Below are 24,708 nucleotides of genomic sequence, written 5' to 3' on the forward strand. Positions count from 1 at the left end.
TCATAAATTTCTCGACATCACTAACTCCGCAGCGTCCCGTGTAAAGCGGTGTGGTGCAGCTTCGCTACCTCACCCCAGCGATCACCCCTCCATTAGCTGAGCGGCGACCGTCGCACCGAGGTTCCAGCACGCCTCAACGTCGGCCTTGGTCGGCTTGCCCATTACGACCACCGTCTCCGCAGCCCTCACCCAGCCGAGGCCGGCGGTGATGCCGTCGATGGCATGCTCGGCTCCCTCCGTGCCCTCATTGCCGTGGAGGTAGACGCCGAACGGTCGGCCACGGGTCGAGTCGAGCAACTGGTAATAAGCGCAGTCGAACGCATGCTTCATGGCACCGCTGATATACCCGAGGTTCGCCGGGGTGCCCAACACATAGCCGTCGGCCTCCAGCATCTCGACCGGCGAGACCGTCAGCGCCGGTCGCCGAACGACCTCCACGCCCTCGATCTCGGGGTCGGTCGCCCCCGCCACGACCGCCTCGAACATCTCCTGGCAGTGCGGCGACGGAGTGTGGTGGACGAGGAGCAGCGTCTTACTCATTGGCGTGCAACTCGAGGGCGGTCTTCATGGCTTCCCGGGCACGGCGCCGATCCCCCGCATAGTCGTATGCCCGCGCCAACCGATACCAGCGACGCCAGTTGGCGGGGTCGCCTTCCAGCTCGGTACGCACGGTGTCGAACAGCGAGTCGGCCGCGTCGCGCTGAATGCGCCCCGATGGCCGTCGCGGTAGCGCGCTGGTATCGAGTTCCATCCCGTCTTCGGCGATGAGACGCGCCAGCCTCTGGTGCGCGAATCCGGCGCGCAGAGTCGCGACCATGGCCCACAACCCGATGAAGGGCATGATCAGCAGCGCCAACCCCAGCCCGACGGCGGCGACCCGGCCCGAACCGATCATCGCGACGGCGAGGCGACCGAGCATCACAAAGTACGCCAGCATCGCGACGCACATGAACGCGATAACCAACTGGATGCGCACGGTAGTCGTCATTGCAAGTTGAGCAATGCCTCTAGACCGACGGTCAGGCCGGGCCGTTCGCGGATGCGGCGTACGGCCAACAGCACACCGGGCACAAAGGAGGTTCGGTCCAGGCTGTCGTGGCGGATGGTCAGCGTCTCCCCCTCGGTCCCGAAGAGCACCTCCTGGTGCGCGACCAGCCCGGCCAGCCGCACGGCGTGCACCGGGATGCCGTCGACGTCGGCGCCGCGGGCCCCAGGCAGGCTGGTGCTGGTGGCATCGGGATTGGGCGGCAACTCTTTTCGAGCCTCGGCGATCAGTCTTGCGGTGCGCGCGGCCGTGCCCGAGGGGGCGTCCGCCTTGTGCGGGTGATGTAGCTCGATGACCTCTGCCGAGTCGAAGAACGGAGCGGCCTGCTTGGCGAAATGCATGGACAGCACCGCGCCGATGGCAAAGTTGGGCGCGATCAGCACTGAGGTTTTTGGGTTGGCAGCAAGCCACGATTCCACCTGGCTCATGCGTTCGGCGGTGAAGCCAGTGGTACCGACCACGGCATGAATTCCGTTGTCTATCAAGAACTCCAGATTGCCCATCACCACGTCCGGGTGGGTGAAGTCGATGACAACTTCCGTGCTTCCATCGGTGAGCAAGCTCAGCGGATCACCGGCGTCCACCTCGGCGGACAGGGTCAGGTCCTCGGCGGCCTGCACCGCCGCCACCATCGTTGATCCGACTTTGCCTTTGGCTCCCAGCACGCCTACCCGCATGGCCTTCACCCTAGACCGGGTCGCAGTTGTCCACAGTTGGCCGTTCATCCACCGCAACCGCCTTGGTCGTGGTCGGTGTCTGCCCACGGCAATATCATTCGAACATGAGTTCGATAGCTGGCTCATTGGATGCACTCGACGCGGCCGTCGCCGCGATCGGCGAATTCGATTTCGACCGCCTCGACCCCGCTACGCGCCTGCGTACGTTGGAGCGGCTAGAGACGGCTCGGCGCCGGCAGGTGGCGGTGACCCACGATGTGATCCACAGTCTGGCGAAGGAGGATGCGGCCGACATCGGCGGGCCGACTTATAAGGTCGTCGCCGACTGGCTCCGCATCAGCTACGCCGAGGCCCGTCGACGGGTGCGTGACGTCGAACAGCTCTCGCCACGGTTAACGCTCACCGGCCAGGAGTTGCCGCCGGAATTGCCGGCTACCGCCCGGGCGTGGCGAGACGGCGTCCTCGATGGGCAGCATCTGCGCGTGATTCAAACGTTCATCCGCGACCTTCCGGAAGCAACGCCCGTGGATGCCGTCGCACACGCCGAGCGCTTTCTGGCCCGGCAAGCGGCGAATTTACGTCCTGACCAGCTGGAAAAGGCAGCGCACCGGTGCGCCCTGTTGATCAACCCCGATGGGAAGTTCTCCGACGCCGACCGGGCGCGCCAGCGGGGCTTCACATGGTGTGGTCAGCGGGCCGACGGAATGAGCATCGGAAAGTTGGTCGCCTCCCCGGAGTTGCGCGCCAATATTGACGCCTGGCTGGCACGGTTCGCGGCACCCGGCATGTGCAACCCCGACGACGAAGTCCCGTGTGTTGACGGCGAGCCCTCTGAGGACGCCGCCCGCAGCGACCGGCGTAGCACCGCCCAACGCCAACACGATGCGCTCAACGCATTGGTGCGCGGCCAGTTGGGCGATCCGAAGCTCGGTATGCACAACGGATTGCCGGTAACGGTCATCGTGTCGACCACGCTGCAAGAGCTAGCCTCGGGCGCGGGCCAAGCGGTGACGGGGGGCGGAACGCCGCTGCCCATGCGCGACTTGATCCGGATGGCCATCCACTCATACCACTACCTGGCCGTATTCGACGAGCATTCGAGCCGCCCACTGTATCTGGGCCGTACCCGCCGTGTGGCCTCACCGGATCAGCGCGTGGTCCTCTATGCGAAAGATCGCGGCTGCACCCACCCGGGCTGCGACGTTCCCGGGTACTGGTGTGAAGCCCACCACGTCGACGATTGGGCCGACGGCGGCCAGACCGATGGCGACAAGCTCACCTTCGCGTGCAAGCCCCACCACAAGCTGGTCGGAAAGGGCTGGAAGACAAGCAAACTGCCCAACGGCCGCACCGAGTGGATACCGCCCCCGCAATTGGACCGCGGGGCGCGCACCAACGACTACCACCACCCGGAACGCCTCTTCGACGACGAGGAGCGCGCAGGCCCCTAGCATCTAGGCTTGCTCATGTGAAGTCCCGCGACATCCGGATCCGCGAAGCCAAGCCGACCGATTTCGTCAGGGTCGCGGCGATGCACTATCCGGTGTGGCGTCAGTCCTGGTCCGGGATAATCGCAACGCATCTACTCGACATGCTCGCTCAGCCGAATCGCTGGGCCGCCGAGTTCTACCCGCAAACCCTGAGTCGCAAGGACTGGAAGATGCGGATTGCCGAATGGCGAGGCCAAGTACTCGGTATGACAATGTACGGGCCAGACCTGGCAAAACCAAATGACATACAAATCGACGCACTGTACATAACCGAGGAAAGCCAACGACACGGGATCGGTGGCCGCTTGCTCAACAAGGCTCTATACGAGCATCCGTCAAATGACGTGATTTTGTGGTGTGCAGATAAGAACGAAAAAGCCCGCATGTTCTACGAGAAGAAGAACTTCGAACTTGACGGCAGCACCTTCGACTGGAAGCCATTGCCCGGTGTGAACGTGCCGCATGTCGGCTATCGGCTCAGGCGTCGATGACGACCCGGCCGCTCTTCGCTCGCGATACGCAGACCAGCATCTCGTCATCGCCCTCCACGGTGCGGCCACGGCGATCGACTTGCCCGGCAAGCACTTTGACCTTGCACGTCCCGCAGAACCCCTGCTGGCACGAGTAGGCGGTCGTCGGATCCCGGTCCAGCATTATGCCAAGTGCCGACCGGTTCGGCGGAATCCTGAGAACGTGCCCCGACCGCGCGAGTTCCAGCTCGAAAGGAATGCCGTCGATCACCGGCGGCGGACTGAACCGCTCGTAGTGCAGCGGCGCGCCGGCGTGCTCGTCGCGGGCCAACCGAACCGCCTCCAGCATGGCCGTCGGCCCACACACATAAACGGCAGTCGCCGGCCCAGCACCGACCAGCAGCTCGTCGACGCCGGCGAACCGGCCATGCTCGTCGTCGGCCCATACCGTGACCCGGTCGGGCGCTACCGAAATCACCTCGTCGAGCAATGGCATGTATTCGCGGCTGCGGCCGGCATAGATTGCTCGCCAATCGATTCCGCGCTGCGCAGCCATGTGGATCATCGGCAGCACCGGCGTCACCCCAATGCCGCCAATCACGAACAGCACATCCTGCTCGGCTCCGAGATAGAACGCGTTGCGGGGCCCCTCGAACATGAGCGTGTCCCCTGCGCGGTAGGCCTCATGCATCTCTATCGACCCGCCGCCGCCGTCGGCGATACGGCGGACGGCGATGCGGTAGTGCGTGCGCCGGCCGGGCGGACCGCACAGTGAGTACTGCCGGCGCCGGCCGGAGGGCAGCTGCACGTCGATGTGGCCACCGGGCGTCCAGGAAGGAAGTAGTCCGCCATCTGGATCGGCCAACGTCAGCGCCACCACGTCCGGCGCCACCAAGTTGCGTTCGATGACCGTGGCGCGGTGCGTCCGCCGCACCGGCGTCACCCGCGACGGCTTCCACCGCGAGGCGGAGGCGAAGCCTCCGAACAACACACGGATACCCCACAAGGCGGTGGCGAAGCGGTCTCGCCCGCGGCGGCCATACAGGTCGGCGGGCCTACTCGTCCAAATGCTTTCCGGCACAGCGCAATCCATAGGTCAGTGCGACGCGCGGGCAGCTGGTGAGACTGCGAGGTAATCGACGGCCAATCCGAGCCCACCCAGCTGCGACGGGTGAAAGCCCGGCTTGTAGTAGTCGCCGACAACCCGCGCCAATCGCAGCGGCCCGGGGACCAGGCCCCGACGTGCTGCGCGGAAATAATCCCGCCAGCGCGGCTTGGTCTCCGGCGCCAGGTAGGGATCCACCGAGTACATGAACCGCACTCCGCGGATCCATAACAGCAACATCACCGGCGAGACGGCCAACTGAGTGCGCACTTGGCGCCAGTACCCGGCGCGCAGATGCCTCATCGTGTCGAAGGCCACGGCTTTGTGCTCGACTTCTTCTGCTCCATGCCACCGGAGCATGTCCAGCATCACCGGGTCGGCGCCAACCGCATCGAGCTGCGGAGAATTCAGGATCCACTCGCCCAAGACGGCGGTGTAGTGCTCGATGGCGGCGATGAACGAAACCTGCTCCAGCAACCAGCTGTGTTGCCGGCGCAGGCTCCGCCGCGGCCTTTCCCCCAGCAGTTTGTCGAAGAGCCACTTTGCCTGGTCGGTGAACGGAGTCACGTCGATACCCTGGGCATCGAAATGGGCGAGCACTCCCGAGTGCGCCTGGGAATGCATTGCCTCCTGGCCGATGAATCCCTGCACGTCTAGGCGCAGTTGATCATCCTTGATTAGCGGCAGCGTCTTCTTGAATACCTCGACGAAGAACTCCTCGCCAGCTGGCAGCAGCAGGTGCAAGACGTTGAGGACGTGGGTGGCCAACGGCTCGTTGGGCACATAGTGAAACGGCAGGTCCGCCCAGTCGAAATCGACATCGCGGGCCTCGAGGACAAGACGCTCATGGTCGGCGGCGCTCGATTCGCTCGAGTGCGGACCAACTGCTCGGTCGTCGACGGTGCTCATCGAGGGCCCCCTTGCCTCCAGCGAGATCGCTATCCGGTTTCGGCGCGTTGTTTGAGTCGCTGCAACGTCAGCCGAATGTGCTCGGCGTTGGCGGCGGCCCGATCGGGGACGCCGGTGGCGAGCTTGGCAACCTTGCGAAACCAGCCGGGCCGCCGGTCCCACGTGCTTTCGGTGACTCGGCAACCACCGTCGGCCGCAACGATGTCGTATTGCCAGCGGGAGATCGGGACGACGGTGTGGCGCACATCGAACGCAAAGACGCGACCCGGCTCGGCGTCGGTGACCGTGCACTTGGTGGTCCAACGCCTCTCGCCGCTCTCGTTATGGCCGACGAACACTGCACCCGGAGCAACGGCGTCAGCGTTGCGCAACTCCATCGCCACCGCCTCCTCGGCCAGCGTGGCCAGCGTCGGTAGGTCGGTGATCAGCCGATACACCACATCGGGGCTTGCGTCGATCTGTACAGATGCCATCGCAGACGGCTCAGAAAGATCGGTCATTCGCCGATCATAGCCAGCATTAGATGGGAGCAGCTCCGCGCAGATGCTCGAAGATCAGCGACGTCTGAGTGCCTGCGACGTCGGCGTCGGCATTTAGATTGTCGACCACAAACGAACGCAGGTCCTCAGTGTCGCGAGCCGCGACATGCAGGATGAAATCGTCGGCGCCGGCGAGGAAATACACGTCCATCACCTGGCGCCTGCGCCGGATCTGCTGAATGAAGCTGCGAATCTTGCCACGGGCGTTGGACTGCAGATTGACCGCAATCATCGCCTGAAGCCGCAACCCCACCGCGACCGGGTCGATATCGGTATAGAACCCGCGAATCACACCAAGGTCTACCAACCGCTTGACACGGCCATGACACGTTGACGGCGCGATCCCGACCGACTGCGCGAGCGCGTTGTTGGTGATCCGGGCGTCGCCATGCAGCACGCTCAAAATGCTGCGATCCACGTCATCAAGATCAACCTGCCGAACATCCTTCGGCGAGCCGCTGGTGCGTCCCGTCGCTTCCGTTGAATTATCAGGCATGCCCAACTATATCGAAATGATCATCACTAAGATTGCGAGCCTTCCGAACTTTCTTCACACTTGGGGTTATGCGCATCGGCATCCCGAGCGAGACCAAAAACAACGAATTCCGAGTGGCCATCACCCCGGCTGGCGTCGCCGAGTTGACCCATCGCGGCCATGAGGTGCTGATCCAGTCCGGCGCGGGAGAAGGCTCGGCGATCACCGACGCGGACTTCAAAGCCGCGGGCGCCGAACTGATCAGCACCGCCGAGGAGGTGTGGGCCGACGCCGATCTGCTCCTCAAGGTGAAGGAACCGATTCCGAGCGAATACCGCCACTTGCGAGGTGGCCAGACCCTCTTCACCTATCTCCACCTGGCCGCGTCGCGGCCGTGTACCGATGCATTGTTAGCTTCGGGCACAACGTCAATCGCCTACGAGACCGTACAGACCGCCGACTGCTCGTTGCCGTTGCTAGCACCGATGAGCGAGGTTGCCGGGCGTCTGTCCGCTCAGGTCGGCGCCTATCACCTAATGCGGACCCACGGCGGCCGTGGCGTGCTGATGGGCGGGGTGCCCGGCGTGAAGCCTGCCAACGTCGTGGTGATCGGCGGCGGCATCGCGGGCTACAACGCCGCCCGGATCGCGTGCGGAATGGGTGCTGCCGTCACAATTTTCGACGTCAACATCAACAGACTTCGCGAACTCGACGCCGAATTCGGCATCGCCGTCGGAACCCGCTACGCGTCGGCTTACGAACTCGAAGATGCCGTCAAAGGTGCCGACCTGGTGATCGGTGCCGTCTTGGTGCCCGGCGCCAGGGCACCCAAGTTGGTTTCGAATTCGCTTGTCGCACATATGAAATCCGGCGCAGTGCTGGTAGACATCGCCATCGACCAGGGTGGTTGCTTCGAGGATTCGCGGCCTACCACACACGACGACCCGACATTCGCAGTCCACGACACGCTGTTCTACTGTGTGGCGAATATGCCCAGCGCGGTGCCTAAGACGTCGACCTTTGCGCTGACCAACGCGACGATGCCGTACGTGCTCAATCTCGCCGATCAAGGCTGGCAAGCGGCCTGCCGGTCGGATTTCGCATTGGCCAAAGGCCTTTCGACGCATGATGGCATGTTGTTGTCCGAGCGAGTGGCCGCCGACCTGGGTTTGCCGTTCACCGACCCAGCAAGCGTGCTGGCGTAATCGCTACAGCGAACGCGGGTCAGGAGTCAGCGATGCGATGACGTCGGCCGCCGGCCCGGGTCGGGCCTCGCGGTATGCCGTTCCCGCCCAGAGGTTGGTTCCGTGCGGGTCCTCGGCCTGGATCGCGGCCGCCCGTATCGGCTTCGTCATCTGGTTGACCTCGGGATAGCCCAGCGGCGCCACATGATCCAGCAGGCGAGTGAAGTTGTTCGCCAGGCCACGCGCATAGCGGCCGGAGAACGCCCGAGTCACCAGGGTGGAGTCGAACTCCGGATTCTTCAAGGCAACACGGTGGGCTGTGTTGGTGCCGGCTTCGTCGGCCAGCAGCAGGGCGGTGCCGACCTGCGCGGCTACCGCGCCCCTGCGCAGCACGGCCGCGATATCGTCGGCGGTGCCGAGGCCGCCGGCTGCGATTAGCGGAACGTCGTGCGTGCTGCCGATGCGGTCGAGGAGCTGGTGGAGCGACTCCTCGCCGGGCTCCATGTCGGGTGCGAACGTGCCACGGTGCCCGCCTGCCCCCGGGCCTTGAACCACCAGGCTGTCGGCGCCGGCTGCAATGGCCACCCCTGCCTCGTAGGCCGATGTCACGGTGATCGACACCAACAGTCCCAGCGCGCTCAACCGGCGAACAACATCCGGGGGTGGTGCCCCGAAGGTGAAAGACACCAGCTCCGGTCGGACATCGGCCACCACTTCGAGCTTGCGTTCCCACTCATCGTCGTCACCGTGGGTTGGATGGCCCACCTCCACGCGGTAGAACTCGGCGACCTCTTCGAGTTCTTCCGCGTAGTACTCCAACTGCACCCAATCGGCGACGCTGGGTTGGGGCACAAACAGATTGGCTCCGATGGGCCCCGTGGTCGCGGCGCGCGCGGCGGCGATGTCTTTGGCGAACTGCTCCGCAGTTATGTAGCCGCCGGCGACGAAGCCCAGGCCGCCGGCGTTCGACACCGCTGCGGCCAGCGCCGGAGTGCTTGGGCCGCCAGCCATTGGCGCACCGACGATGGGCACCGCGATATCCCAGAAGCCCAATACCATCGGGTTAATTTACCATCGCTCGAAGTTGTTGTGGCAGTGAACGTTTCGAGCTGTAGGGACCGAGGACGGCGGCGCCGTACCGCTTGCTCAGCAGATGGCGGGCCACCGCGTTGACTTCCTCGACGGTAACCTGCTCAATTTTCCGCAAGGTGTGCTCGATAGTGCGGTGCGCGCCATAGTTCAACTCGCTTCGGCCCAGCCGGCTCATCCGGGAGCTGGAATCCTCCAGCCCGAGCACCAGCCCACCCCGCAGCGATCCCTTGGCAATCCGGCATTCTGCCTCGGTTATGCCGTCGCGTGCCACCGATTCCAACACCTCGCTGGTAACCCGCATGACATCAGCGAAACGCTCGGGCAGGCACGCGGCATAAATCGAGAGTGCCCCGCTGTCAGCGAAGATGTCCAGCGCCGAGTAGACCGAGTAGGCCAGCCCGCGGGACTCCCGGACCTCTTGGAACAAACGCGAACTCAGGCCGCCACCCAGCGCGGTGTGCAGCACCGACAGCGCCCAGCGATGCTCCCAGCCACGCCCGGGCGTGCGGACGCCCATCGATACATGAGTCTGCTCGGCGTCCCGATTGCCCAGCGTCAACCCGGGATGGCCGTTCACGCGTCCGGATCCCTTTCGCGGCGCCACGGGTTTACGCCCGCGGACCAGACGCGGCCCGAAATGCTCGCGGACCAACGCGACCACCTCGTCGTGGTCGACATTGCCGGCCACCGCGACGACCATTCGGTCAGGTGTGTAACGCCGTACGTGAAACGAGTGCAACTGGGTTCGCGTCATCGCCGACACCGATTGCGCGCTGCCGATCACAGGTCGGCCCACCGGGTGCTCACCGAACAACGCCGTCAAGAACATGTCCGCGAGCGCGTCCTCGGGGTCGTCGTCGCGCATCGCAATCTCCTCGAGCACGACGTCGCGTTCCAGCTCGACATCGTCGGAGGCGCAGCGACCGTTGAGCACCACGTCGGCAACCAGGTCGACGGCCAGCTCGAGGTCACTGTCTAGCACGTGCGCGTAGTAGCAGGTGTGCTCCTTGGCGGTGAATGCGTTCAGCTCCCCGCCCACGGCGTCCATCGCTTGCGCGATGTCCACGGCGGTGCGGGTCGGAGTGGACTTGAACAGCAAATGTTCGAGGAAGTGCGCGGCCCCGGCTACCGTGGCGCCCTCGTCGCGCGATCCCACCCCGACCCAGACCCCGACCGAAGCCGAGCGCACCGCTGGGAGGTATTCGGTAACTACCCGCAGGCCGCCGGGCAGTGTGGTGCGGCGCACTGCCGGAGCGGCCCCTGGGTCAGCTGCTGACCGTCGCGGCATCGGCTGGTGCTGCGGGGGCCGAGTTCTCTTCGTCATCCACGAGGACCAGCGAGATCTTTCCGCGCTTGTCGATGTCGGCTATCTCTACCCGGAGCTTGTCGCCGACGTTGACGACGTCCTCAACCTTTGCGATGCGCTTGCCCTTGCCGAGTTTGGAGATATGCACCAGACCATCGCGACCGGGCAGCAATGACACGAACGCACCGAAATCGGTTGTCTTGACCACCGTTCCGAGGAACCGCTCCCCTACCGTAGGCAGCTGCGGGTTGGCGATGGCGTTGATCTTGTCGATCGCCGCCTGCGCTGACGGCCCGTCGGTGGCGCCGACGAACACGGTGCCGTCGTCTTCGATGGAGATTTGCGCGCCGGTCTCTTCGGTGATCGCGTTGATCACCTTGCCCTTGGGTCCGATGACCTCACCGATCTTGTCCACCGGGACCTTGATGGTGGTCACCCGCGGCGCGTATGGGCTCATCTCGTCGGGCTTGTCGATGGCCTCGGCCATGACCTCCAGGATGGTCAGCCGAGCGTCTCGGGCTTGTTCGAGAGCACCTGCTAGAACTTTCGAAGGGATCCCGTCGAGCTTGGTGTCCAGTTGCAGTGCGGTGACGAAGTCCTTGGTTCCGGCGACCTTGAAGTCCATGTCGCCGAACGCGTCTTCAGCGCCCAGGATGTCGGTCAGGGTCACAAAGCGACGCTCGACGGTTCTTCCGCCGTCCACCGCCTCAACTTCTACGTCATCAGATACCAGGCCCATTGCGATGCCGGCCACCGGCGCCTTGAGCGGCACGCCGGCGTTGAGCAGGGCCAGGGTGGAGGCGCACACCGACCCCATAGAGGTCGAGCCGTTGGAGCCCAGGGCTTCCGACACCTGCCGGATCGCATAGGGAAATTCCTCGACGCTGGGCAGCACCGGCACCAAGGCCCGCTCGGCCAGCGCACCGTGCCCGATCTCACGTCGCTTGGGCGAACCGACGCGGCCGGTTTCGCCGGTGGAGAACGGCGGGAAGTTGTAGTGGTGCATGTACCGCTTCGACGTTTCCGGCCCCAGCGAATCGATCTGCTGGGCCATCTTGACCATGTCGAGGGTCGTCACGCCGAGGATCTGGGTTTCTCCGCGCTCGAACAGCGCGCTGCCGTGGGCGCGTGGGACCACGGCAACCTCGGCCGACAACGCGCGGATGTCGGTGATGCCGCGACCGTCGATGCGGAAATGGTCGGTGAGGATCCGCTGCCGGACCAGCTTCTTGGTTAGCGAGCGGAACGCGGCGCCGATCTCCTTCTCGCGGCCCTCGTAGGTGTCGGCGAGCCGCTCGATGACCTCGGCCTTGATCTCATCGGTGCGCTGGTCCCGCTCGGCCTTGCCGCCGATCGTCAGTGCCTTAGCCAGCTCATCGGTGGCCACCGAAGCCACCGAGTAGTACACGTCGTCGCCGTAGTCGGGGAATACCGGATATTCGGTGGCCGACCTGGCGGCCGCGTCGGCGAGCTCCTGCTGCGCGGTGCAGAGCGCGGCGATGAACGGCTTGGCCGCCTCCAGGCCCTCAGCCACCACGGTTTCCGTCGGCGCCTGGGCGCCGCCCTCGACCAGCTCGACGACATTCTCGGTCGCCTCGGCCTCAACCATCATGATCGCTATATCTTTTTTGTCACCGTCGCCGATGATGCGGCCGGCCACCACCATGTCGAACACGGCGCGCTCGATCTGCTCGACGGTGGGGAATGCGACCCAGGTGCCGTCGATGAGCGCGACCCGCACCCCACCGATCGGGCCGGAGAACGGCAGGCCGCCCAGCTGCGTGGATGCCGACGCGGCGTTGATGGCCAGCACGTCATAGAGATCGTTGGGATCCAGGCTCAGAATCGTCACGACGACCTGGATTTCGTTGCGCAGACCGTCGACGAACGACGGGCGCAGCGGGCGGTCGATGAGCCGGCAGGTCAGGATCGCGTCCGTGGACGGGCGGCCCTCACGACGGAAAAACGAACCGGGGATGCGGCCGGCGGCATACATCCGCTCCTCGACGTCGACCGTTAGCGGGAAGAAGTCGAAGTGTTCTTTGGGGCTCTTGCTGGCGGTGGTCGCCGACAGCAGCATGTTTTCTTCGTCTAGGTATGCGACCACCGCACCGGCGGCCTGCAAGGCCAATCGCCCGGTCTCGAAACGGACGATGCGGGTGCCGAAGCTCCCGTTGTCGATGGTGGCGGTCGATTCGAATACGCCTTCTTCAATTTCAGCTGCAGACATGACGTCCGTGCGGCCTCTCTGGGTTATTTGGCTGTTTCGCGTCGTCACTCGAAACCCAGAGCTTCCCTACGAGCGAACCTGAATGCGGCTACGGCCATCGATCGAAGCGGCCGACCTTCCCAGATCCGGGGAGCCCGGCAGCCACTACCGAGGACCGCCCGATACAGGCTGGGCTGCACCCTTGAACATGCATAGTGACTCGCTGGAACGCCACGCGCGGATCTGCGCGTACCGCACCATTTGCTGGACCGATCCGGCCCAGGACGTCCCCACTCTACACGGGCTACGTCGCCGTTTTGCGAGAACTAGCCGGAGACGTTCTCGACGCACACCACGAACCGCCGCTGAGTGTAGGTATAGCCCAGGCCGCTGGCGCACTGGTCCGCGGTGATGGGAGGGTCGAGGTCCTTCAGGATCTCGGTAGCCCGCTGTCGATGCGGCACCGATGCGTCGTTGCAGTCGACGCGAAACGGGTCGGTGGTGTGGTGCGGGTCGACACTCATGCAGCCGCCGATCACCCAATCGATGTCCAGGCAGACCGTGTTGTTCGCCCCGCTGACCGCGTTGTGCATGAAGTAGGACGAGTCGACGTCGGCCGGGCATTGTGCGCGGTCGCCTGTTCCCTGGAAGGCGGCAACGACCTTGAAGATCGAGGCCGAGCTACCGCACGCCGCCTTGCTGGCCTGCGGCCGGTCCGGCGTTCCTCCGAGCTTGAGACACTCCCCCACCTTGAAATCGGCGGCACTCGTGCTGTTGGTCGCCCTCGAGCACCCGGTCAATCCCACAAAGGCCATAACCATGGCCAGCAGTAGGGCGCGCATCGCGCCGCTGGTCAGCGACGCAGACCCAGCCGCTCAATGAGCGAGCGGTAGCGCTCCACGTCCACCTGCGTGAGGTATTTGACCAACCGCTTGCGACGCCCAACCAGCAGCAGCAACCCGCGCCGTGAGTGGTGGTCGTGCTTGTGCACCTTGAGGTGCTCGGTCAGGTCGGCGATCCGCTTGGTCAGCAGCGCAATCTGCGCCTCCGGGGATCCGGTGTCGGTCTTATGCAGGCCGTAGGAGTTCAGAATCTCCTTTTTCTGCTCGGCAGTCAGCGCCACGAAATATCTCCATCAATCGGTCCGCGATCAGGATTACAGCTCATGTTTAGGGGCACGGCCACCGCGAACCGCAGCACGCGCCGATGTCTGTCTTTGTCCGGGGCAGTTTAGCAGCGCGTCGCTTCGTCAGACACATCACGCCAGCAGGGCACGGGTCCGGTCGATGTCGGTGCCAATTGCGGCGACGAGATCGCGGACCGAGTCGAACCTCTTCTGCCCGCGGATACGCGCCACGAAATCCAAGGCCACATGCTGGCCGTATAGGTCCGCGTTGCTGTCCAGCACGAACGCCTCGACCGTGCGGGTGCGCCCGGAGAAGGTCGGATTGGTGCCGATGGACACCGCGGCCTGGTAGCGCTCACCCGGAACGATAGTGCCGGGCACCGGTGCGTGTCCCAGCACGGTGAACCAGGCCGCGTACACGCCGTCGGCGGGAATCGCCGAGTACATCGGCGGTGCCACATTCGCGGTGGGATAACCCAGCTCCGCTCCTCGTCCATAACCGCGGATCACGACGCCTTCGACGCGGTGCGGGCGGCCCAGTGCTTCGGTGGCGGCCATCACATCGCCCGCGTCCACGCACGACCGGATGTAGGTGGACGAGAACGTCACGGTCTCGTTGCTGTGGTGCTCGGACACCAACGACATCCCCTCGACCGCGAACCCGAACCGTTCACCGGCTTGGCGCAGGGTGTCGACGTTGCCCGCCGCCTTCTTTCCGAAGGTGAAGTTCGCACCCACCACAACCTCCACCACGTGCAGGTGCTCCACCAGCAGCTCGTGGATGTAGCGCTCTGGTGTGAGCTTCATGAAATCGGTGGTGAACGGCATCACCAGAAACACGTCGATGCCCAGCTCTTCGACCAGCTCGGCACGGCGAGTGAGCGTGGTCAACTGCGCCGGATGACTGCCGGGATAGACCACTTCCATCGGGTGCGGGTCGAACGTCATCAGCACAGACGGCACGTCTCGCGCGCGGCTAGCCTTGACCGCGTGGGCAATCAATTCGGCATGTCCGCGGTGCACGCCATCGAACACCCCGACTGTGAGCACGCATCTGCCCCAGTCTGTGGGGATCTCGTCCTGGCCACGCCACCGCTGCACGTCCGCAAGCCTACGGCGCGGTGCGGTCTGTCGGTAAGAAATCCGCTGGCTAACCCGCAGCGAAGCGCCAGATTAGGCCCATTGGGTCCGGGGGTGAATAGACTTTCTGCTTGTGAGGGCTGACGAAGAGCGGGGCGGTCTCACCCCGGTTGCCCAGGACTACCTCAAAGTCATTTGGACCGCACAGGAATGGTCGCGGGAGAAGGTCAGCACCAAGATGCTGGCCGAGAAGATCGGGGTGTCCGCCAGTACCGCCTCGGAGTCGATCCGCAAACTCGCCGAGCAGGGCTTGGTTGACCATGAGAAGTATGGGGCGGTGACGTTGACCGACTCCGGACGGCAGGCGGCGTTGGCGATGGTGCGCCGGCATCGGCTGTTGGAGACCTTCCTGGTCAACGAACTCGGTTACGGCTGGGACGAGGTGCACGACGAGGCCGAGGTGCTCGAGCACGCGGTCTCCGATCGCCTGGTTGCCCGCATCGACGCCAAGCTGGGGTTCCCACGGCGCGACCCGCACGGCGACCCGATCCCGGCCTCCGACGGGAAGGTTCCGACTCCGCCGGCGCGTCAGCTGTGGGCCTGCACCGACGGCGACGTCGGTACGGTGGCCCGCATCTCGGATGCCGACCCGGAAATGCTGCGGTATTTCGACACCGTCGGGATCAATCTGGACTCGCGCCTCCGGGTCCTGGCGCGCCGCGAGTTCGCCGGCATGATCTCGGTTGCGATCGAATCCGACGATGGTGCCGCGGACACTGTCGACTTGGGCAGCCCAGCCGCCCGGGCGATTTGGGTAGTGGCCTAACTCTTTAATCCGCGTTAATCCGCGAGCGTAACGTGGCTGCGATTTTCGGCGCGGATTTTCGCAGCCCGGTTACGCTCGCGAAGCAGAGTCGCTCAGTAAGCCCTTGGCGATGTGGGTGACCTGTACCTCGTTGCTGCCGGCGTAGATCATCAGCGACTTTGCGTCGCGGGCGAGCTGCTCGACCCGGTACTCGGCCATATAGCCGTTGCCGCCGAACAACTGAACGGCCTCCATCGCGACGTCGGTGGCGGCCTCCGACGAGTAGAGCTTGATCGCCGAAGCCTCGGCCAACGTCGTTTCCTTCCCGGCCTTGAGCCGCTCGATGGTCTGAAACACCATGTTCTGGACGTTGATCCGAGCGACTTCCATCTTGGCCAGCTTGAGCTGGATCAGTTGGAACTGTCCGATGTTCTTGCCCCACAACGTTCGCGTCTTTGCGTAATCCACACATAGCCGGTGGCATTCGTTGATGATGCCCAGCGCCATCAAGGCCACCCCGAGGCGCTCGACGGCGAAATTGGCGCGGGCGCTGTCGCGGCCGTCCCCCTCGGAGTGCTGTTCGTTCTCGCCGAGCAGGCGGTCCGGAGTCAGCCGCACGTTCTCGAAGAACAATTCGCCGGTCGGCGAGGACATCATGCCCATCTTCTTGAACGGCTTGCCCTGTGTCAGACCCGGCATGCCCGCGTCGAGCACGAAGACGAGCACCGGCCGGTTGCGGCGGTCCACAGTCGGGTCTCCGTTGTCGAACTTGGCGTAGACCACCAGAAGGTCGGCGTAGGGCCCGTTGGTGATGAAGGTCTTCTGACCGTTGAGGATGTAGGCCCCATCCCCGTCGCCGGAGCGCCGGACGGTGGTTTTCATGCCGCCGAACGCATCCGAGCCGGAGTCGGGCTCGGTGATCGCCCACGCCGCAATCTTTTCCAGCGTCATCAGCTCGGGCAGCCAGCGCTCCTTCTGGGCCAGGGTGCCGCGGCTCATGATGGTCGCCCCGCCCAGCCCGAGGCTGACGGCGACCGTGCTCAGCAACCCGATGCTGACTCCGGCGAGTTCAGACACCAGCACCGCGGCCATCGAGGCCTGGGCGCCCATGCCGAAACCGCTTGCACTTGCTGGCTTTTCGCCCGCCGTCTGCCCGGCCTGCTTGGCACGCTCCCGGTCCAGCATTGTCTTGACCTGTTCGGCAATCAGCACGTCGAGACCGAACTGGCTGAACAGCTTGCGCATGATCGGATACGGCGACAGCGCACCGGTTTCCAATTCGTCGAGATGCGGCCGGACCTCTTTGTCGATGAACTGGCGCACGGTGTCGCGCACCATCAGGTCGGTATCGGACCACTCGATCATTAGCGTTCGGCGCGCCGGTAGGCGGTGACGACGGCGGCGCCGCCGAGTCCGATGTTGTGTTGCAGTGCCGCGGTGACGTTGTCGACCTGGCGCTTGTCAGCGGTCCCGCGCAGCTGCCAGGTCAGTTCGGAGCACTGCGCCAAACCGGTGGCGCCCAACGGGTGTCCCTTGGAGATCAGGCCACCGGACGGGTTCACGACCCAGCGTCCGCCGTAGGTGGTCTGGTTGTCGTCGATCAGCTTGGGCGCCTCGCCCTCACCGCACAGGCCCAGCGCCTCATAAAGCAGTAGCTCGTTGGCGGAGAAGCAATCATGCAGCTCGATTACTTGGAAGTCCTCGGGGCCGAGCCCGGACTGTTCGTAAACTTGTTGGGCAGCTTGCACATTCATGTCGTATCCGATGATGTTGCGGGCACTGCCATCGAAGGTGGAGGCGAAGTCGGTGGTCATCGCCTGCCCGACGATCTCAACTGCCTGCCCGGAAAGGCTGTGCTTGGCCACGTAGTCCTCACTGGCGAGCACCACCGCGGCCGAGCCGTCGGAGGTGGGCGAGCACTGCAATTTGGTGAGCGGATCAGAGATCATCTTCGCGGCCAGGATGTCGTCGAGGGTGTACTCGTCCTGGAACTGCGCGTACGGGTTGTTGACCGAGTGCTTGTGGTTCTTGTAGCCGATTTTCGCAAAATGTTCCGCGGTGGTGCCGTATTTCTTCATGTGCTCGCGGCCCGCCGCCCCGAACATCCACGGCGCCACCGGAAAGCCGAACTCGTCGATCTCGGCTAACGCCTTCACGTGCCTGCCCAGCGGCGACTCCCGGTCGTCGGCGCCACCGCTCAGAGCGCCAGGCTGCATCTTCTCGAAGCCCAGCGCCAGCACACAGTCGGCCAGTCCCCCGCGAATGGCCTGCGCACCCAGATACAGCGCCGTCGACCCCGTCGAACAGTTGTTGTTGACGTTGACGATCGGGATGCCCGTCATACCGAGTTCGTAGAGGGCTCGCTGCCCGCACGTGGAATCGCCCGCGACGTAGCCGACGTAACCCTGCTCGATCGCGGTGTAATCGACCCCGGCATCCTCGAGGGCTTTGGTGCCGGACTCCTTGGCCATCTGCGGGTAGTCCCAGCCTTCGCGGCGGCCCGGCTTCTCGAACTTCGTCATCCCAACGCCGATGACATAAACCTTGTTAGGCATCTTGCTAGGCATCATTGCCCCTTCCGAACGACCCAGACTCCCAGTCTGCAACTTGCCCGTGCCGGGCCATACGCCGGGACCCCGTGCGTCGCGGCCGAGCCTGTAATTTTGCAGGCCGCTACCCGCACTTTGTCTGCAGATTTACCGGCTCGGCGAAACCAGCCCTCACAGCGTCGCGGGCCGGATCACCACTACCGATTTCGTCCGCGAGCCCTCGTCTCGCAACAGCGCGATTACCCGGCCGTCGGCGTCGCTAGCCGCATAGACGCCGTCGATACCGGCCGGGGACAGGGACCGCCCGTTCCCGGCAGCCTCGGCTTCCTGGGTGGTGAGGTCGCGCCTCGGAAACATCAGTAGGCAGGTTTCGTCGAGGCTCAGGCTGAGCCGGGGCCGCTCCGCCAAAGCCTCCAGAGTCAGCGCCTGCTCCAGACCGAAGCGGCCGACGCGGGTGCGCCGCAGCGACGTCAAATGACCGCCCACCGCAAGCGCGTCGCCGAGATCGCGCGCCAGGGCGCGGATGTAGGTTCCCGACGAGCAGTCGACTTCGACATCAAGATCTATGACGCCCGACCCCCGCCGCGCGGCCAACACGTCGAACCGGTCGATACGCACCGGCCGGGGTTCGAGCGCGACGGTCTGACCTTGACGCGCCAGCTGATAGGCGCGCCGGCCGCCGACCTTGATCGCACTGACCGCCGACGGCACCTGTCTGATTTCGCCACGCAGCCCGCCGATCGCGGCAGCGATCGCCTCATCCGTGACGTGCTCGGCCGAGACAGATTGCAGCAGTTCGCCTTCGGCGTCCTCGGTTGAGGTCGATTGGCCCAGTCGGATGGTGGCTGCATACGACTTGGAGGCCGCCGTCAGTAGGCCGAGGATCTTCGTGGCACGGTCGACGCCGATCACGAGCACACCCGTGGCCATCGGGTCCAGCGTTCCGGCGTGGCCTACCCGACGCGTCGAAAAGATTCTGCGACACCGCCCCACGACGTCGTGACTGGTCATTCCGGAAGGCTTGTCGACAACCAGGATGCCGGGGCCAGTCAAGCTCATAGCACGATCGCGGTTAGCACCAGTCCGCGCTCGACCGACCATCGCCCGACCAACGCACGCAGCGGCGGACCCGACACCGCGGACGGGTCGATCAGGATCCGGGACACAAAACGGCCCGTCGTCGAGCTGTCCGCTTCGAACGTTATGTGCGCGTCTTCGAACCCCAGCCACCTGTTGGTCAGTGGGAACCACGCCTTGTACGTTGCCTCTTTGGCGCAGAACAAGATTCGGCCCCAATGCAGCCCCGCCGGCATCTTGCAAGGCATTTCGCTGCGCTCCACCGGCAGGCTGATCGCGTCGAGCACGCCGTCCGGCAACACATCGTGCGGTTCGGCGTCGATCCCGACGGAACGCACCGCGGCTTTGCGCCCGACCACCGCGCCGCGGTACCCGGTGCAGTGCGTGAGACTGCCCACCACACCGTCGGGCCAGCACGGTTCTCCCTTGTCGCCCTTAAGGATCGGCACCGGCGGCAGTCCCAACTGTCCCAGCGCGACTCGGGCGCAGTGCCGTGCGGTGATGAATTCGTTGCGCCGCTTGGCGACCGACTTGGCGATCAACGGCTCCTCTTCCGGCAGCGGCGCCAAACCTGGCGGATCGGAATACAACTCGGCGTACGCCAGATTGTCGACCACCGTGCCGGGCAACACCGACGGCACCAGCATGCCCGCTGTCATCGTGACTGCCGCTGCCGCAAGCGTGCCTGAAAATTGGCATGCTGCGCCCGCATCTCGGGCGTGATCACGAAATGACCGCCGAAGTCGTTGAGGTAACCGGGCGCATACTGGGGATCCGGCAGCACCTGGCGCAACCAGGTATACGGCTTGCGGCGCCGCCACTCCCGGGGGTACCCCACCGACACCTCTTCGAAGCGCACGCCGTCATACCAGGTGGTCCGCGGAATGTGCAGGTGGCCGTACACCGAGCAGACGGCGTTGTAGCGGGTGTGCCAGTCGGCGGTTTTGGTGGTGCCGCACCACAGCGAAAATTCCGGGTAGAACAAGGCCTCGCAGGGTTCTCGCACTAGCGGAAAGTGGTTCACCAGCACGGTGGGTTGCATCCAGTCGAGCTGTTCGAGACGGGCGCTGGTGGCCGCCACCCGCTCGCGACACCAGGCATCGCGGGTGGGGTACGGCTCGGGGGACAGCAAGTATTCGTCGGTGGCAATGACATTGCGTTCCTTGGCGATGGCAACACCCTCGGCTTTGGTGGTCGCCCCCTGCGGCAGGAAGGTGTAGTCGTACAGCAAGAACATCGGCACGATGGTGGCCGGGCCGCCCCGCTCGGTCCAGACCGGGAAGGGATGCTCGGGCGTGACAACGCCCATCTCGTCGCACATATTGACCAGGTACTCGTAGCGTGCGCGGCCGAAGATCTGCATCGGATCCCGGTTGGTAGTCCACAGCTCATGGTTACCGGGCACCCAGATCACCTTGGCAAACCGCCGTCGCAGCACATCCAGCGCCCATCGAATCTCATCGGTGCGTTCGGCGACATCCCCGGCGACGATCAGCCAGTCGTCCGGCGAAGACGGGTATAGCGACTCGGTGACGGGCTTGTTGCCGAGGTGACCGGTGTGCAGGTCCGAGACTGCCCACAGCGTCGGCTGTCCCCCGCCGGTCGACTCCTGGTCCGATACGTGCCTGGCCACGACTAACCACCCTAACGACCCGGCGAAGTAGAGACGAAATTCTCCACTCTCACGCAATTTGTGGCGGCAGGTGCAGGGCGCGAGTAACCGCTATGGGGTCGGCGAGGGTTTCGGGGTGTCGGTTTGGCTGATCCGGCAATCCGACTGTGCTGTGAGCGATGACGCTACCTGGGTCCCCAGCTTGAATTCGACACCGCCACTGCCAGAAATGTACACGTCATGATCGCCCGGCTTATCTTTCATTACACCAAAGTTGGTGGCGCCGAATTGTTTCGCGCCGTCTTTGACGATCTGGACGGCCCGCGGCCACTTGTCATCGGGAATCGGCCCACTGAACCCGACCATCAAGTACGCCATCTTGGCATTGGTCCATACATACTCACCGCCGCAGTGATTCCAGCTGTCCATGTCCATCGACCAGGTCAACCCGGGCACCAGGGCCGTGATGGCATTGGCCATCTGAGTGACTGCGGCCCGGTACTGGTCCCCGGCGGCCTCCAGCGAAGGTTTGGCCCGCAACGGGTTCTCCAGCGCGGCGACTTTTTCCGGGCTCAACGGCCCCTCCTCTCCACTACCGGTCCCGTGACCGCTGGGACCGCAACCCGGCGCCATCACACACACCAGGGCCAGCAGCCACACCCTCGACCACCGCATCAACGTCCACCTCCGGGTACTTGGCCGGGCGCGCCCGGCATGCCGCCGCCCAGAATCGGTGGAAGCAGCGGCGCGGCCACCTTGTTGTCCGGCAGGCCAGCGGCGATCGCCGCAAGGTTATAACCGGATATCCGCAGCTGCGGCTGGCCGGCGGCATCCAGGAACGACCGTGGATAGTCGCCATGGGCATACACTTGCTCCGTACTGATCTGAAACACCCGTTGCCTCCTTGGGTCCATCGAAGTGCGCTGCATTGTGCGTCAGCGGGGCAGCGCACCCGTGCTGTCCAGTTGGCATCGAAGCATTCAACAACAGCTGCCGGCTGACGCGTAACTCACCGCATCCAAGGTGGACCGGATTAGAACAGGTTCACGAACCCCTGTGACTGCGCGGAACCGACTTGTACACTCCCGGCAAAGAGACCACCGAATGCAGGGGGTGTCGTGTTGGCCAAGGTGCGTCTGCTTGGAGCGCTTGGTGCGCTGATCACAGCGGTCTTAGTGGGCATAACGGGCTGGCGGAGCGTCCCGCCGACCCCAACCGACAGCGGGACGGTCGAGTTGCGGTCGACCGCCGAACCGATGTCGACCACTATGAAGAGCCCAATCGTCGCGACCACAGACCCGAGCCCTTTCGACCCGTGTAACGACATTCCCTTCGACGCGGTGCAGCGGCTCGGTCTTGCGTTCACCCCACCCGAACCGGAGGAAGGGCTGCGCTGCCATTACGACGCGGGCAACTACCAGCTCGCCGTCGAGCCAATCATCTGGCGCACCTATGCCCAAACCCTGCCCCCCGACGCCATCGAAACCACGATCGCCGGCCATCGGGCCGCGCAGTACTGGGTGCTGAAGCCGACCTATCACAACAGCTTCTGGTACGCCTCCTGCATGGTGGCGCTCAAAACCAGCTACGGGGTGATCCAGCAGTCGCTGTTCTACTCGACGGTCTACTCCGAGCCCGACGTGGACTGCCCGTCGACCAACCTGCAGCGGGCCAATGACCTCGTCCCCTACTACAAGTTCTAGGTGACCAGCGCAGTCGGGACGGCCTTGGGCCGGTGGTTGGGTCTGCCGCGCCCGAGCACCCGCTACACCGTCGCCCAAGTCCGAGTCCCGATGCGTGACGGAATCGCACTGGCGGCCGACCATTACGCACCCACCACCGCGGAGCCTGTCGGCACCTTGCTGGTCCGCGGACCGTACGGGCGAAAACTTCCGTTCTCGCTGGTTTTCGCCAGGCTGTATGCCGCCCGCGGCTACCACGTGGTGGTGCAAAGCGTGCGCGGCACCTTCGGATCCGCCGGAGAGTTCGAGCCGATGGTCAACGAGGCCGCCGACGGCGCCGACACGGTCGAGTGGCTCCGGCAACAACCCTGGTTCACCGGCCGCTTTGGCACCGTCGGCCTGTCGTACCTGGGCTTCACGCAGTGGGCGCTGCTACAGGACCCGCCGCCCGAGCTCTCCGCGGCCGTCATCACCGTGGGCCCCCACGACTTCCGGGCCTCGACGTGGGGCACCGGCTCGTTCGCGGTCAACGACTTTCTGAGCTGGAGCGATCTGGTTGCCCATCAGGAAGACCCCGTTCGCCTCCGGGCCGGTATCCGCCAGCTGACCGCCCCACGCAGGGTGAAACGTGCGTTGGGTCAGCTCCCGATGGGTGAGTCGGCCCGTGCCTTACTTGGCGCGGGTGCGCCGTGGTTCGAATCGTGGGTGGAACACGCCGAGGACGACGACCCGTTCTGGGACCGATTGCGGTTTCCGGTCGCGCTGGACCGCGTGCAGGTCCCGGTGCTGCTGATAAGCGGCTGGCAGGACATCTTTCTGGGTCAGACGCTGCAGCAGTATCGACACCTGCGCGATCGAGGGGTGAAGGTCGCGCTGACGATTGGGCCCTGGACCCACTCCCAAATGCTCACCAAGGGGCTGGCTACGAGCGCGCGTGAATCATTGGACTGGCTTGACACCCACCTGGGTGGCGCGCCGACTCTGCATCGCCGCAGCACGGTTCAGATCTTCGTGACCGGCCAAGGTTGGCGCTACCTGCCGGATTGGCCGCCGCAAACCGACCAATGCACGCTATATCTGCAACCCAACGGGCGCCTGGGCCAGACAGCGCCGACGGCCACCCCAACTAGGCAACCACCGGCGACTTTCCGCTACGACCCGGCCGACCCGACGCCCACCACCGGCGGTCCGCTGCTGGCGCCCACGGGTGGATACCGCGACGACAGTCGGCTGGCGTTGCGTGACGACGTACTCACGTTCACCGGCCCGACCCTGACCCGCGATTTGTACGTTTACGGAAATCCCGTTATTGAGCTGACACACAGTTCCGACAATCCGAATGTCGACCTGTTCGTCCGGGTCAGCGAGGTCGACGCCAGGGGCCGGTCACGCAATGTCAGCGACGGTTACCGGCGACTGGGTGACGCACCGGAGATGGTCAGCATCGAGCTCGATGCCATCGCACACCGATTCCGCGCCGGCTCACGAATTCGCTTCCTGATCGCCGGCAGTTGGTTCCCGCGATATGCACGCAATCTCGGGACCGAAGAACCGGTGTTGACCGGCCGGCAGGTGAAACCGGCCACCCATACTGTGCATTTCGGAGAGTCGCGGCTGCTGTTACCGGTCGGATCACCCGACTGCATCGCGGACCCGGGCGGCGACGTCAGATAGCGAGGCGCCGTCGTGCACCGGCGCGGCGAGCCGCGGCGTCACGGGCAGCTGAACCCAGCTTGTCCAACCGGCGTAGTAGGGGGTGCGCGTCAGCTATTACAGGCTGAATTGGCGTCAACGAATGGTGTCAGGACAAAGTTTGATTAGGCTAACTAACAATTACTGGTCAGCGGATTCGTCACGCTCGATTACTTCGTTGATCGCTGCGGCAAGCTTGCGATCCCGGCCTTCCCAACCTGTCAGCATTTCTGCGTTGTCCGATTCGGCACCCTGATTTGCCGCAAGGACGAGCAATTGGAGTAGCTTATCTGTCGGCGACGCGCTAAAGGTGATCGGCGACGCCGGTTCTATGATGGGCGGGCGGCTGTTGTGCAGTGCAGCCACCAATAGGTCTTGAAGATTATTGCTTTCATCTGCCACGCCGGTAAGCGTGCGTGATTGGATATCCACCGTCAACTCACCACTGAAATCGCTCCTCTGCTAACCACTCCATCCCGATGGGTCTTCTGCTCGCTGGTCTGCCCGCGCTCGTTCAGTTTGGCGAATGCAGCAGTGGTCGCACCGGCGAATCCCGCCTGATGTGTGTTGTACTTGCGTCGGCG

At 64.5% G+C, this 24,708-nt stretch carries 26 protein-coding genes and 2 pseudogenes; 6 read left to right on the forward strand and 22 right to left on the reverse strand.

Annotated elements, in window-relative coordinates:
• Nucleotides 1-81: 81 nt before the first annotated feature.
• From MSIMFI_RS19500 to dapB, 3 genes are read right to left on the reverse strand one after another with little or no spacing between them, the layout of a single operon-like run.
• On the reverse strand, nucleotides 82-540 hold the full coding sequence (locus tag MSIMFI_RS19500) for a flavodoxin family protein (protein ID WP_191498753.1): 459 nt from the start codon (nucleotides 538-540) through the stop codon (nucleotides 82-84).
• The gene (locus MSIMFI_RS19505) at nucleotides 533-988 is read right to left on the reverse strand and encodes a tetratricopeptide repeat protein (RefSeq protein ID WP_191498754.1); all 456 of its coding nucleotides are present in this window, start codon (nucleotides 986-988) and stop codon (nucleotides 533-535) included. The genes MSIMFI_RS19500 and MSIMFI_RS19505 overlap by 8 nt, the downstream gene beginning before the upstream one ends.
• Nucleotides 985-1,722, reverse strand: a complete 738-nt coding sequence (gene dapB, locus MSIMFI_RS19510; RefSeq protein WP_186242511.1) for a 4-hydroxy-tetrahydrodipicolinate reductase — start codon at nucleotides 1,720-1,722, stop codon at nucleotides 985-987. The genes MSIMFI_RS19505 and dapB overlap by 4 nt, the downstream gene beginning before the upstream one ends.
• 104 nt (nucleotides 1,723-1,826) lie before the next feature.
• Here dapB and MSIMFI_RS19515 point away from each other — a divergent pair, with 104 nt between their 5' ends.
• Complete coding sequence (locus tag MSIMFI_RS19515; protein WP_191498755.1) at nucleotides 1,827-3,173, forward strand: HNH endonuclease signature motif containing protein; 1,347 nt, start codon at nucleotides 1,827-1,829, stop codon at nucleotides 3,171-3,173.
• A gap of 17 nt (nucleotides 3,174-3,190) precedes the next feature.
• Nucleotides 3,191-3,703, forward strand: coding sequence for a GNAT family N-acetyltransferase (locus MSIMFI_RS19520; protein ID WP_224770340.1), 513 nt, complete (start codon nucleotides 3,191-3,193; stop codon nucleotides 3,701-3,703).
• On the opposite strand, the gene MSIMFI_RS19525 is transcribed toward MSIMFI_RS19520, so the two are convergent.
• From MSIMFI_RS19525 to MSIMFI_RS19540, 4 genes are read right to left on the reverse strand one after another with little or no spacing between them, the layout of a single operon-like run.
• Entirely contained in the window at nucleotides 3,690-4,775 is a 1,086-nt protein-coding gene (locus MSIMFI_RS19525; protein WP_191498756.1) for a PDR/VanB family oxidoreductase, read from the reverse strand. The genes MSIMFI_RS19520 and MSIMFI_RS19525 overlap by 14 nt on opposite strands.
• Before the next feature lie 3 nt (nucleotides 4,776-4,778).
• The gene (locus MSIMFI_RS19530; RefSeq protein WP_186242508.1) at nucleotides 4,779-5,696 is read right to left on the reverse strand and encodes a metal-dependent hydrolase; all 918 of its coding nucleotides are present in this window, start codon (nucleotides 5,694-5,696) and stop codon (nucleotides 4,779-4,781) included.
• 29 nt (nucleotides 5,697-5,725) lie between these two features.
• Nucleotides 5,726-6,196 (reverse strand): SRPBCC family protein, encoded by a 471-nt coding sequence (locus MSIMFI_RS19535; RefSeq protein ID WP_191498757.1) that lies wholly within the window; start codon nucleotides 6,194-6,196, stop codon nucleotides 5,726-5,728.
• A gap of 19 nt (nucleotides 6,197-6,215) precedes the next feature.
• Nucleotides 6,216-6,731 (reverse strand): Lrp/AsnC family transcriptional regulator, encoded by a 516-nt coding sequence (locus tag MSIMFI_RS19540; protein WP_191498758.1) that lies wholly within the window; start codon nucleotides 6,729-6,731, stop codon nucleotides 6,216-6,218.
• Nucleotides 6,732-6,799: 68 nt separating this feature from the next.
• Here MSIMFI_RS19540 and ald point away from each other — a divergent pair, with 68 nt between their 5' ends.
• Complete coding sequence (ald, locus tag MSIMFI_RS19545) at nucleotides 6,800-7,915, forward strand: alanine dehydrogenase (protein ID WP_191498759.1); 1,116 nt, start codon at nucleotides 6,800-6,802, stop codon at nucleotides 7,913-7,915.
• Between the two features lie 3 nt (nucleotides 7,916-7,918).
• On the opposite strand, the gene MSIMFI_RS19550 is transcribed toward ald, so the two are convergent.
• The 6 genes from MSIMFI_RS19550 to MSIMFI_RS19575 form a co-directional block, all read right to left on the reverse strand.
• Complete coding sequence (locus MSIMFI_RS19550) at nucleotides 7,919-8,953, reverse strand: nitronate monooxygenase (RefSeq protein WP_191498760.1); 1,035 nt, start codon at nucleotides 8,951-8,953, stop codon at nucleotides 7,919-7,921.
• A gap of 4 nt (nucleotides 8,954-8,957) precedes the next feature.
• Nucleotides 8,958-10,274 carry a M16 family metallopeptidase gene (locus MSIMFI_RS19555; RefSeq protein ID WP_191498761.1) on the reverse strand — a complete coding sequence of 439 codons (1,317 nt, stop codon included), beginning with the start codon at nucleotides 10,272-10,274 and terminating at the stop codon, nucleotides 8,958-8,960.
• Nucleotides 10,252-12,522, reverse strand: coding sequence for a polyribonucleotide nucleotidyltransferase (locus MSIMFI_RS19560; RefSeq protein ID WP_191498762.1), 2,271 nt, complete (start codon nucleotides 12,520-12,522; stop codon nucleotides 10,252-10,254). Before MSIMFI_RS19560 ends, MSIMFI_RS19555 begins: the two co-directional genes overlap by 23 nt.
• Nucleotides 12,523-12,827: 305 nt before the next feature.
• Nucleotides 12,828-13,343: an LppU family putative lipoprotein gene (gene lppU / locus MSIMFI_RS19565; RefSeq protein ID WP_191498763.1), complete on the reverse strand. Its 516-nt coding sequence runs from the start codon at nucleotides 13,341-13,343 to the stop codon at nucleotides 12,828-12,830.
• Nucleotides 13,344-13,354: 11 nt separating this feature from the next.
• Nucleotides 13,355-13,624 (reverse strand): 30S ribosomal protein S15, encoded by a 270-nt coding sequence (rpsO, locus tag MSIMFI_RS19570; protein WP_191498764.1) that lies wholly within the window; start codon nucleotides 13,622-13,624, stop codon nucleotides 13,355-13,357.
• Between the two features lie 135 nt (nucleotides 13,625-13,759).
• Nucleotides 13,760-14,728: a bifunctional riboflavin kinase/FAD synthetase gene (locus MSIMFI_RS19575; protein WP_191498765.1), complete on the reverse strand. Its 969-nt coding sequence runs from the start codon at nucleotides 14,726-14,728 to the stop codon at nucleotides 13,760-13,762.
• 112 nt (nucleotides 14,729-14,840) lie between these two features.
• Here MSIMFI_RS19575 and mntR point away from each other — a divergent pair, with 112 nt between their 5' ends.
• Complete coding sequence (mntR, locus tag MSIMFI_RS19580; protein ID WP_191498766.1) at nucleotides 14,841-15,533, forward strand: manganese-binding transcriptional regulator MntR; 693 nt, start codon at nucleotides 14,841-14,843, stop codon at nucleotides 15,531-15,533.
• A 69-nt stretch (nucleotides 15,534-15,602) separates the two neighbouring features.
• Here mntR and MSIMFI_RS19585 read toward each other — a convergent pair whose 3' ends face one another.
• The 7 genes and pseudogenes from MSIMFI_RS19585 to MSIMFI_RS19615 form a co-directional block, all read right to left on the reverse strand.
• Nucleotides 15,603-16,877, reverse strand: coding sequence for an acyl-CoA dehydrogenase family protein (locus tag MSIMFI_RS19585; protein ID WP_191498767.1), 1,275 nt, complete (start codon nucleotides 16,875-16,877; stop codon nucleotides 15,603-15,605).
• The gene (locus tag MSIMFI_RS19590; RefSeq protein WP_390632587.1) at nucleotides 16,877-18,082 is read right to left on the reverse strand and encodes a lipid-transfer protein; all 1,206 of its coding nucleotides are present in this window, start codon (nucleotides 18,080-18,082) and stop codon (nucleotides 16,877-16,879) included. The genes MSIMFI_RS19585 and MSIMFI_RS19590 overlap by 1 nt, the downstream gene beginning before the upstream one ends.
• Before the next feature lie 150 nt (nucleotides 18,083-18,232).
• Entirely contained in the window at nucleotides 18,233-19,120 is an 888-nt protein-coding gene (gene truB / locus MSIMFI_RS19595; protein ID WP_186242497.1) for a tRNA pseudouridine(55) synthase TruB, read from the reverse strand.
• On the reverse strand, nucleotides 19,117-19,797 hold the full coding sequence (pptT, locus tag MSIMFI_RS19600) for a 4'-phosphopantetheinyl transferase PptT (protein ID WP_191498768.1): 681 nt from the start codon (nucleotides 19,795-19,797) through the stop codon (nucleotides 19,117-19,119). Before pptT ends, truB begins: the two co-directional genes overlap by 4 nt.
• A complete protein-coding gene (locus MSIMFI_RS19605; RefSeq protein WP_191498769.1) occupies nucleotides 19,794-20,771 on the reverse strand; it encodes a metallophosphoesterase family protein in 978 nt (325 codons plus the stop codon). Before MSIMFI_RS19605 ends, pptT begins: the two co-directional genes overlap by 4 nt.
• Before the next feature lie 90 nt (nucleotides 20,772-20,861).
• A complete protein-coding gene (locus tag MSIMFI_RS19610; RefSeq protein ID WP_191498770.1) occupies nucleotides 20,862-21,425 on the reverse strand; it encodes an LppA family lipoprotein in 564 nt (187 codons plus the stop codon).
• A pseudogene (locus tag MSIMFI_RS19615) lies at nucleotides 21,425-21,619 on the reverse strand (hypothetical protein); the annotation flags it as partial. The pseudogene MSIMFI_RS19615 and the gene MSIMFI_RS19610, both read right to left, overlap by 1 nt.
• Nucleotides 21,620-21,868: 249 nt before the next feature.
• Between MSIMFI_RS19615 and MSIMFI_RS19620 the strand changes: the two are divergent.
• Together MSIMFI_RS19620 and MSIMFI_RS19625 are read left to right on the forward strand one after the other, a co-directional pair.
• Nucleotides 21,869-22,453 (forward strand): DUF3558 domain-containing protein, encoded by a 585-nt coding sequence (locus tag MSIMFI_RS19620; RefSeq protein ID WP_191498771.1) that lies wholly within the window; start codon nucleotides 21,869-21,871, stop codon nucleotides 22,451-22,453.
• Nucleotides 22,454-24,106, forward strand: a complete 1,653-nt coding sequence (locus tag MSIMFI_RS19625) for a CocE/NonD family hydrolase (protein ID WP_191498772.1) — start codon at nucleotides 22,454-22,456, stop codon at nucleotides 24,104-24,106. It abuts the gene before it with no gap.
• On the opposite strand, the pseudogene MSIMFI_RS28380 reads toward MSIMFI_RS19625, so the two are convergent.
• Both MSIMFI_RS28380 and MSIMFI_RS19630 read right to left on the reverse strand, forming a co-directional pair.
• Nucleotides 24,065-24,199, reverse strand: a pseudogene (locus MSIMFI_RS28380) (DUF1802 family protein); the annotation flags it as partial. The gene MSIMFI_RS19625 and the pseudogene MSIMFI_RS28380 overlap by 42 nt on opposite strands.
• 66 nt (nucleotides 24,200-24,265) lie before the next feature.
• Nucleotides 24,266-24,562 (reverse strand): hypothetical protein, encoded by a 297-nt coding sequence (locus tag MSIMFI_RS19630; protein ID WP_191498773.1) that lies wholly within the window; start codon nucleotides 24,560-24,562, stop codon nucleotides 24,266-24,268.
• Between the last annotated feature and the right edge of the window lie 146 nt (nucleotides 24,563-24,708).

Origin of the sequence: Mycobacterium simulans (assembly GCF_900232995.1) — a bacterium.
Lineage (GTDB): Bacteria > Actinomycetota > Actinomycetes > Mycobacteriales > Mycobacteriaceae > Mycobacterium > Mycobacterium simulans.